The sequence below is a fragment of the Streptomyces botrytidirepellens genome (assembly GCF_003721215.1).
GTDB lineage: Bacteria > Actinomycetota > Actinomycetes > Streptomycetales > Streptomycetaceae > Streptomyces > Streptomyces himastatinicus.
Map to the genome: position 1 here is coordinate 1 of NZ_RIBZ01000732.1, position 8,558 is coordinate 8,558.

The following is an 8,558-nucleotide window of genomic DNA, read 5'->3' on the forward strand; positions in this document are numbered from 1 at the left end:
CCGGAGCGGCGGGGGCTGGAGCGGCGGGGGCCGGAGCGGCGGGCGGGGCCGGGGGCGCCACGGCGCGCGCCATCAGGGCCTGCGCCTCGGCGTTCCCGGGGTCGCGCTGAAGTGCCGCCGCGACCTCGGATATCGCCTCCTGTCCGCGCCCGCCGTCCAGCAACAGCCCCGCCAGGTGCAGCCGCAGGGGTACGTCGTCCGGGGCGGCGGCGACGGCCGTGCGCAGGCTCTGGATCAGCTGTGACTCGTCCGACATGGCCCACAGCTTATGCGGACGCTATTTCCCGGGTGCGGTGGTCCTCTCGTCCCACGGGTGAGAGGTGGTGGCCTCCGGGTGGGAGGTGGTGGCCTCGTCCCAGGGGTGGGTGCGCTCCGCCGTGGGGCTCTCGGTGGCGTCGCCGCCGTCGCACTCGCCGATCACATCGGCCCGGAAGACCTTGTGGCCCTCGACCGTGCCGGTCAGATCGCCGCGCACGCAGTGGTTCTCCCGCACATAGGTGACCTTGCCGCGGATCCCGATGGCCTTGTCGTCCTCGGTCCTGCCCCGGCAGTTCACGGAGGCGTCCGTCGTGCCCGAGTCACCGGCGCGGGAGGCCGAGGCCCCGGCGGTGGGGCCGGTCTTCAGATCCGCGTTGCAGGTCAGCCAGCGCACCCCGATGCCGCCCCGCTCCAGGGCGGAGGTGGAGACCTTGTCCGTGGTGATCGAGACGGCGATCGCGGTGACCCCGCCGTCCCTCGGCTCACACCCCGTCACCGCGACGGCCGCGGCGACCGCGGCCACGGCCGCCAGCAGCGGCCGTCCATGCCGTACATGATGGCTCAATACCCCCATAGGGGTCAGGTTCCCATCACGCACGGCGAACCGGAAGACCATCGTCGGCCACCTCGCGGCTCCCCGCGAAAGGGTCAGCCCCAGCGGCCGGTGCGCCCCAACAGGAGCGCGGCGGCGGCCGTTCCCGCCGTAGAGGTGCGCAGGACGCTCGGGCCCAGCCGGTACGGCCGTGCGCCCGCCGCGGCGAAGGCCGCCAACTCCTCCGGCGAGACGCCCCCTTCGGGTCCCACGACGAGGACGATATGGCCCTCCTGGGGCAGTTGAGCCGTCGCCAGGGGGTCGCTGCCCTCCTCGTGGAGCACGGCCGCGAGGTCGGCATCGGCGAGAAGTCGAGCAACCTCCTTGGTCGTCATCGCGTCCGCGACCTCGGGGAAGGTCAGCCGACGGGACTGCTTGCCCGCCTCGCGCGCGGTCGACCGCCACTTGCCGAGCGCCTTCTGCCCGCGCTCGCCCTTCCACTGGGTGATGCAGCGGGCGGCCGTCCACGGGACGATCGCGTCGACGCCCGTCTCGGTCATGGTCTCCACGGCCACCTCGCCGCGGTCGCCCTTGGGCAGCGCCTGGACGACGGTGATCCGCGGGCTCGGCGCCGCCTCGTGGCGTACGTCATCGACCTCGACCAGCAGCCGGTCCTTGCCCTCGACGGCCGCCACGGTGCCCGAGACGCCCGTACCGGCGCCGTCCGTGAGGATCACCGCCTCGCCGACCCGCAGCCGCTTCACCGCCACCGCGTGCCGCCCCTCGGGGCCCTCCAGCGCGATACGGGCCCCGGTGGCCGCTCCCGCGAGGGAGTCGGCCACGAACACCGGGGCGGTCACGACACCACGCCTCGCGGGTCCTGCAACCCGTACGCGGACCCCGCCGCGTTCAGCTCGACGGCCAGGGTCTCCACCAGCCGCGCGGCGGGCAGTTCGCGCGCCAGCCGGTGCCCCTGCCCGGCCCACAGCGCCATGCCCTGCGGGTCGCCCTCCTTGGCCGCCGCCTTGCGCAGCCCGGAGGTGAGGTGGTGGAGCTGGGGGTAGGCGGCCGGGGCGTAGGGGCCGTGGTCGCGGATGAACCGGTTGACCAGACCGCGGGCCGGGCGGCCGGAGAACGCCCGGGTCAGCTCGGTCCGGCCGAACAGCGGATCGGTCATGGCCGCCTTGTGCAGGCCGTTCGCCCCCGACTCGGGGCACACCAGGAACGCGGTGCCCAGCTGCCCCGCAGCCGCGCCCGCGGCCAGCACCGCGGCGATCTGCGAGCCGCGCATCAGCCCGCCCGCCGCGATGATCGGGATCTGCACGGTCTCGCGCACCAGCGCGACCAGCGACAGCAGCCCGAGCACGGCGCCGGGGGCGTCGTCGGCCGGGTCGTTGCGGAAGCCGCCCTGGTGGCCACCGGCCTCCACGCCCTGCACGCAGACGGCGTCGGCCCCCGCCCACTGGGCGGTCTCCGCCTCCACCGGCGAGGTCACGGTGACGATGGTCCGGGTGCCCACCCGGGCGAACGCGTCCAGCACGGCGCGGGTGGGGCAGCCGAAGGTGAACGAGACCACCGGGACCGGGTCGTTCAGCAGGATCGCCAGCTTGGCGTCGTACGCGTCGTCGGAGCCGGACTCGGGATCCCCGAGCGCGGTCTGGTACCGGGACGCCTCACCCGCGATGCGGTCGGCGTAGACCGCGACGGCGGCCGGGTCACTGGGAGCCTGCGGCATGAACAGGTTGACGCCGAAGGGGCGGCCGGTCAGCCCGCGCAGCTGCTTGATCTCCTCGTACATCGCCTCCGGCGTCTTGTAACCGGCGGCGAGGAAGCCGAGGCCCCCGGCCTCGATGACGGCGGCGGCGAGCTGCGGGCAGGAGGCCCCGCCCGCCATCGGAGCCTGCACGATCGGGTACCGGGCGAGATCGGTCAGCGCGGAGGACATGGGCACATGGTGCCATGTCCCCCGCGGCGATCCGTCACCGGATCAGCGTCCGCCGAAGGCGCTCACCCGCGGCGCCTACCGTCCGTTGAACGCGTCCTTCAGGCGCGAGAACAGGCCCTGCTGCCCCGGCTTGGCCGCATCTCCCGGGGGACACCCCCCGGACCCCCGGCCGGACGCCTACCGTCCGTTGAACGCGTCCTTCAGGCGCGAGAACAGGCCCTGCTGCCCCGGCTTGAACTCCCCGGTCGGGCGCTCCTCGCCGCGCAGCTTGGACAGCCGCCGCAGCAGCTCCTCCTGCTCCGGGTCGAGCTTGGTCGGGGTCGTCACCTCGACGTGGACGATCAGGTCGCCCCGGCCGCCGCCGCGCAGATGGGTGACGCCGCGCTGGTGCAGCGGGACCGACTGGCCGGACTGGGTGCCGGGCCGGATGTCGATCTCCTCCAGGCCGTCCAGCGTCTCCAGCGGCACCTTGGTGCCGAGGGCCGCCGCGGTCATCGGGATCGTCACCGTGCAGTGCATGTCGTCGCCGCGCCGCTGGAAGACGGGGTGCGGGACCTCGTGGATCTCCACGTACAGGTCGCCCGCCGGGCCGCCGCCCGGGCCGACCTCGCCCTCGCCCGCGAGCTGGATGCGGGTGCCGTTGTCCACACCGGCCGGGATCTTCACCGTCAGCGTGCGCCGCGAGCGGATCCGCCCGTCGCCCGCGCACTCCGGGCACGGGGTCGGCACCACGGTGCCGAAGCCCTGGCACTGCGGGCACGGCCGCGAGGTCATGACCTGGCCCAGGAAGGACCGCGTCACCTGCGAGACCTCACCGCGGCCGCGGCACATGTCACACGTCTGCGCCGAGGTGCCCGGCGCCGCGCCCTCACCGCTACAGGTCGTGCACACCACCGCGGTGTCGACCTGGATGTCCTTGGTGGTGCCGAACGCGGCCTCGTTCAGCTCCACGTCGAGGCGGATCATGGCGTCCTGGCCGCGCCGCGTCCGGGACCGCGGTCCGCGCTGCGAGGCGGTGCCGAAGAAGGCGTCCATGATGTCGGAGAAGTTGCCGAAGCCCGCGCCGAAGCCACCGGCGCCGCCGCCCGCGGCCGAACCCGACGGGTCCCCGCCCAGGTCGTAGACCTGCTTCTTCTGCGGGTCCGACAACACCTCGTAAGCGGCGTTGATCTCCTTGAACCGCTCCTGGGTCTTCGGATCCGGGTTCACGTCCGGGTGCAGCTCGCGTGCGAGCCGGCGGAATGCCTTCTTGATCTCGTCCTGCGAGGCATCGCGCTGCACGCCCAGGACTGCGTAGTAGTCCGTCGCCACTTACGACTCCGCCAGGATCTGTCCGACGTAACGTGCCACTGCGCGTACCGCTCCCATCGTTCCGGGGTAGTCCATGCGGGTCGGTCCGACCACGCCGAGTTTGGCGACGGCTTCGTCGCCCGAACCGTAGCCGACCGCGACGACCGAGGTGGAATTCAGCCCCTCGTGAGCATTCTCATGCCCGATGCGCACGGTCATACCCGAGTCTTTGGCCTCGCCGAGCAGCTTGAGGAGGACGACCTGCTCCTCAAGTGCCTCCAGCACGGGCCGGATCGTCAGGGGGAAATCATGCACGAAACGCGTGAGGTTCGCGGTGCCGCCGATCATCAGCCGCTCTTCGGTCTCCTCGACAAGCGTTTCGAGCAACGTCGCCAGCACGGTCGAGACCGTCCCCCGGTCCTCCTGCTCGAAGGACTCCGGAAGATCCTGCACCAATTGCGGCACATCCGCGAACCGCCGCCCCACGACCCGGCTGTTGAGCCGGGCCCGCAGGTCCGCCAGCGAGTCGTCGCTGATCGGAGCCGGGCAGTCCACCATGCGCTGCTCGACCCGCCCGGTGTCGGTGATCAGCACCAGCATCACCCGGGCCACGGCCAGCGGCAGCAGCTCCACGTGCCGCACCGTCGAACGGGTCAGCGACGGATACTGCACCACAGCGACCTGCCGGGTCAGCTGCGCCAGCAGCCGGACGGTGCGCCCCACCACGTCGTCGAGGTCGACGGCGCTGTCGAGGAAGTTCTGGATGGCGCGCCGCTCCGGAGCGGACAGCGGCTTCACTCCGGCCAGCCTGTCCACGAAGAGCCGGTAGCCCTTGTCCGTGGGGATGCGCCCGGCGCTGGTGTGCGGCTGGGCGATGAAGCCCTCGTCCTCCAGCGCCGCCATGTCGTTGCGCACCGTGGCCGGGGAGACCCCCAGCCGGTGCCGCTCGGTGAGCGCCTTGGAGCCGACCGGCTCCTCGGTGCCCACGTAGTCCTGGACAATGGCACGCAGCACTTCGAGTCTGCGTTCGCTGAGCACCCCGCGCACCTCCAGTCCAGCCGTGTCATCAGGTCGTCCCTCTGGCACTCAGTGGTCACGAGTGCCAGAACCCCTCAGCCAGTGTACGGCGGGGTGCGGTGGCCACGGCAAGAGCCGCCCCCCGCCGGTGCCCGGCCACACGTCACGCTATCGCTGTTGGAGCTAGCGTCTCGGTATGGAGACGTGTTGGGAAGAGGCCGGGTGGGAACAGCTCGCGCCCGATGTCGCCCGCCGCCGGCTGCCGGACTGGGACTGCACGGTCGGCGTGGTCGTCGGTGATACGGACGTCCTCGTGGTGGACACCGGCTCGTCGCTGCGCGAGGGCGCGGCGCTGCGGGCCGAGATCACCCGGCTGACCGGCCGCCGGCCGACCCGGATCGCGCTCACCCATCCGCACTTCGACCATGTCCTGGGCACGGCCGCCTTCGCGGGCTGCGAAGTATACGGAGCCACCGGGCTGGAGGGGGTGCTGCGCCGCGACCGGGACGCGCTGCGCGAGGACGCGGTACGGCACGGGGTGGCCCCCGATGCCGCCGCCGAGGCCGCCGATCACCTCGTACCGCCGCATCACGCGGTCTCCGGGGAGGTCACCCTCGACCTGGGTGGGCGGTCCGTGCTGCTGGCGAACGTGGGCCCCGGACACACCGCCCATGACCTGGCCGTTCTGGTCCCGGGAGGGCCGGAGGTGGTCTTCTGCGGCGATCTGGTCGAGGAGTCGGGCACGCCCCAGGCCGGGCCCGACGCGATCCCCGTCCACTGGCCCGCCGCCCTCGACCGGCTGATCGCCCTCGGCGGCGAGGACGCGCGGTACGTACCGGGCCACGGATCGGTCGTGGACGCGGCCTTCGTACGTGACCAACGCGACGAACTGGCCGCGCGCTTCGGCGTGTCCCGTTAACCCGCCGCGCTATCGTCATCCGGATGCGCAGCCGACAGTACGACTCGGATCTGACCCCGCCCTGGAAGCGGCAGCAGCCCGCCCCCGAGGTCCCCGCGGACCCGGACCTGGTGGTCGAGGAGGTCACCACGGGGTTCTGCGGTGCCGTGATCCGCTGCGAGAAGACCGCGCAGGGGCCGACGGTCACCCTGGAGGACCGCTTCGGCAAGCACCGCGTCTTCCCCATGGAGCCGCGCGGCTTCCTCCTGGAGGGCCGCGTCGTGACGCTCGTACGCCCGCGCGCGGCGGCCCCGAGCGCGCCGCAGCGCACGGCCTCCGGTTCGCTCGCCGTCCCCGGTGCCCGCGCACGGGTCGCCCGCGCCGGGCGCATCTACGTGGAGGGCCGCCACGACGCGGAGCTGGTGGAGCGGGTCTGGGGCGACGACCTGCGCATCGAGGGCGTCGTCGTGGAGTACCTGGCGGGGGTCGACGACCTGCCCGCCATCGTGCGCGACTTCTCGCCCGGACCGGACGCCCGGCTCGGCGTGCTGGTGGACCACCTGGTGGCCGGGTCCAAGGAGTCCCGCATCGCCGAGCAGATCACCGACGAGAGCGTCCTGGTCGTCGGGCACCCCTTCATCGACGTGTGGGAGGCCGTGAAGCCGTCCTCGCTCGGCATTCCGGCCTGGCCGACGGTGCCGCGCGGCCAGGACTGGAAGACAGGCGTCTGCCGCGCCCTGGGGTGGCCGGAGAACACGGGCGCGGCGTGGCAGCGGATCCTGTCCGCGGTCCACTCCTACAAGGACCTGCGCCCGGAGCTGCTGGGGCGGGTCGAGGAATTGATCGACTTCGTCACGGCGCCCTGACCGCGGCTTCAGTCCACCAGGTCCCGCACCACCGCGTCGGCCAGCAGGCGCCCCTTGAGGGTGAGCACGGCCCGGCCCTGCCCGTAGGGCTCCGGCTCCAGCAGGCCGTCCTCCAGCGCCCGCGCCGCGGCCGCCGCGCCGGCCGGGCGCAGCAGCGTGAGCGGGCACCCCTCGGACAGCCGCAGCTCCAGCAGGATCCGCTCGACCCGGCGCTCCTCGTCGGACAGCAGCTCCCGCCCGGCGCCCGGTGAGCGGCCCTCGCCGAGCGCCTGGGCGTACGCCCCGGGGTGCTTGACGTTCCACCAGCGCACCCCGCCGACGTGGCTGTGGGCGCCGGGGCCCGCGCCCCACCAGTCGGCGCCGCGCCAGTACAGCTCGTTGTGGCGGCACCGGCCCTCGGGCGTGGTCGCCCAGTTGGAGACCTCGTACCAGGCGAACCCGGCCGCCGACAGCATCTCCTCGGCGATCAGGTACCGGTCCGCGTGGGCGTCGTCGTCGGTCATCGGCACCTCGCCGCGCCGGATGCGGCGGGCCAGCTGGGTGCCCTCCTCGACGATCAGCGCGTACGCCGACACATGGTCCGGGCCCGCGCCGAGCGCCGCCTCCAGGGAGGCCCGCCAGTCGTCGTCGCTCTCGCCGGGGGTTCCGTAGATCAGGTCCAGGTTCACATGATCGAACCCGGCGGCCCGGGCCTCCGCGACGCAGGCTTCGGGGCGGCCGGGGGTATGGGTGCGGTCCAGCACCCTCAGGACGTGCTGCCGGGCGCTCTGCATCCCGAACGACACCCGGTTGAACCCGGCCTCCCGCAGCGCCTCCAGATACCGCGGATCGACCGACTCCGGATTGGCCTCGGTCGTGATCTCGGCCCCGTCCGCCAGCCCGAACTCGTCGCGGATGGCCCCGAGCATCCGCCCGAGGTCCGCGGCCGCCAGCAGGGTCGGCGTGCCGCCGCCGACGAACACGGTCTCGACCGGCCGCGGATCGTCCCCCAGCACCTTCCGCGCGAGCCGCACCTCCTCCGCGACCTGCTCGGCGTAATTGTCCCGGGAGGCGAGCGCCCCGCCGGATCCGCGCAGCTCGGCGGCGGTGTACGTGTTGAAGTCGCAGTACCCGCAGCGGGTGGCGCAGTAGGGCACGTGCAGATAGAACCCCAGCGGCCGTCCCGCCGCCCCGGCCAGCGCGCCGGGGGGCAGCGCGCCGTCCTGGGGCATGGGGTCGCCGTCGGGCAGTACGGAAGGCATACGCCCCATTGTCCGCCATCCCGCGGGGCGCCCCGCCCCTCCCGCGGGGCGCCGCTTCTACAGCGCTCTGAGCACCAGCATCGCCAGGTCGTCGTCCGGCGGCTCCACCGCGAACTCGTCGACCGCCCGCCGCACGCGCTCCGCGACCTCCCGGGCGCTGAGCCCCGCGCAGCCCGCGAGCACCGACGCCAGGCCGTCCTCGTCGTCGAACTGGCGGGTGCCGGAGCGGTGCTCCGTCACCCCGTCCGTCACGCACAGCAGGGTCTCGCCGGGCCCCAGATCGAACGTTTCACTCTCGTACGCGGCCTCCTCCACCACGCCGAGGAGTATCTGCGGCACGGCGACCGTCCGAACCGTTCCATCGGGCTGGAGGACCAGCGGCAGCGGATGGCCCGCGCTGGCCAGCGTGCACCGCACCCCACCCTCGCTGCCCGGCCCGAGCGGCACCAGCTCCCCGTACAGCAGCGAGAGGAACCGCGCCGGGCCGCCGCCCGGCGGCAGGCCCGCGCCG

10 protein-coding genes are annotated in these 8,558 nt (G+C 73.4%); 2 read left to right on the forward strand and 8 right to left on the reverse strand.

The window, feature by feature from the left end:
- From EEJ42_RS37340 to hrcA, 6 genes are all read right to left on the reverse strand, one after another.
- On the reverse strand, nt 1-256 hold a 256-nt coding region (locus tag EEJ42_RS37340; protein ID WP_148082162.1), incomplete at its 3' end, for a tetratricopeptide repeat protein.
- A 21-nt stretch (nt 257-277) separates the two neighbouring features.
- A complete protein-coding gene (locus EEJ42_RS37345; RefSeq protein WP_246097617.1) occupies nt 278-832 on the reverse strand; it encodes a hypothetical protein in 555 nt (184 codons plus the stop codon).
- A gap of 74 nt (nt 833-906) precedes the next feature.
- Nucleotides 907-1,650, reverse strand: a complete 744-nt coding sequence (locus EEJ42_RS37350) for a 16S rRNA (uracil(1498)-N(3))-methyltransferase (RefSeq protein ID WP_123106627.1) — start codon at nt 1,648-1,650, stop codon at nt 907-909.
- Nucleotides 1,647-2,735 carry a nitronate monooxygenase gene (locus EEJ42_RS37355; protein WP_123106628.1) on the reverse strand — a complete coding sequence of 363 codons (1,089 nt, stop codon included), beginning with the start codon at nt 2,733-2,735 and terminating at the stop codon, nt 1,647-1,649. The genes EEJ42_RS37350 and EEJ42_RS37355 overlap by 4 nt, the downstream gene beginning before the upstream one ends.
- Nucleotides 2,736-2,912: 177 nt before the next feature.
- Nucleotides 2,913-4,046: a molecular chaperone DnaJ gene (dnaJ, locus tag EEJ42_RS37360; RefSeq protein WP_123106629.1), complete on the reverse strand. Its 1,134-nt coding sequence runs from the start codon at nt 4,044-4,046 to the stop codon at nt 2,913-2,915.
- Nucleotides 4,047-5,063: a heat-inducible transcriptional repressor HrcA gene (hrcA, locus tag EEJ42_RS37365; RefSeq protein WP_123106630.1), complete on the reverse strand. Its 1,017-nt coding sequence runs from the start codon at nt 5,061-5,063 to the stop codon at nt 4,047-4,049.
- A gap of 175 nt (nt 5,064-5,238) precedes the next feature.
- On the opposite strand from hrcA, the gene EEJ42_RS37370 reads away from it, so the two are divergent.
- Both EEJ42_RS37370 and EEJ42_RS37375 read left to right on the forward strand, forming a co-directional pair.
- The gene (locus EEJ42_RS37370) at nt 5,239-5,961 is read left to right on the forward strand and encodes an MBL fold metallo-hydrolase (protein WP_123106631.1); all 723 of its coding nucleotides are present in this window, start codon (nt 5,239-5,241) and stop codon (nt 5,959-5,961) included.
- Between the two features lie 23 nt (nt 5,962-5,984).
- Entirely contained in the window at nt 5,985-6,806 is an 822-nt protein-coding gene (locus EEJ42_RS37375) for a DUF3097 domain-containing protein (protein ID WP_123106632.1), read from the forward strand.
- Between the two features lie 8 nt (nt 6,807-6,814).
- Here the strand turns inward: EEJ42_RS37375 and hemW are convergent, their stop codons facing one another.
- Entirely contained in the window at nt 6,815-8,047 is a 1,233-nt protein-coding gene (gene hemW, locus EEJ42_RS37380) for a radical SAM family heme chaperone HemW (protein ID WP_123106633.1), read from the reverse strand.
- A gap of 57 nt (nt 8,048-8,104) precedes the next feature.
- Nucleotides 8,105-8,558, reverse strand: a 454-nt coding sequence (locus tag EEJ42_RS37385; RefSeq protein WP_148082163.1) for a PP2C family protein-serine/threonine phosphatase, incomplete at its 5' end; no start/stop codon positions are given.